1 protein-coding gene is annotated in these 372 nt (G+C 38.4%); it reads left to right on the forward strand.

Annotation, left to right across the window (positions count from 1 at the left end; genetic code table 11):
- Window positions 1–81: 81 nt before the first annotated feature.
- The coding region (locus LVY74_RS17630) for a Hint domain-containing protein (protein WP_237816148.1) at window positions 82–372 on the forward strand (291 nt) is incomplete at its 3' end.

A 372-nucleotide genomic window follows, 5' to 3' on the forward strand; every position in this document is an offset into this window, starting at 1 on the left:
CCTGATTTAAAAACATTAGAACGAGAATATACTAAAGACGGCTTATCTGGTGATGCGTTATATCAAAAGATTAATGATGATATGTTTAACTTTGGCTGTTTTGTGGCAGGTACTTTAGTTACGACAGATAAAGGTAAAGTACCAATTCAAGATATCAAAGTCGGGGATCTGGTGCTGTCCAAACCCGAAGACGGTATTGGCGAACCTGAATTCAAACCAGTACTTAAAACCTTTGTCCATGAACAAAAACCGATATGGATGGTGCGAGCCAGAAGAAGCCCTAATTTTTTTGACAGTCAAGGAGAGATGATAGACTATCAAAAATATAAACTTGCAACGAGAACCATTGACTTTTTAGCGACCCCCAATCAC

Origin of the sequence: Acinetobacter sp. ME22 (genome assembly GCF_022012315.1) — a bacterium.
Lineage (GTDB): Bacteria > Pseudomonadota > Gammaproteobacteria > Pseudomonadales > Moraxellaceae > Acinetobacter > Acinetobacter brisouii_A.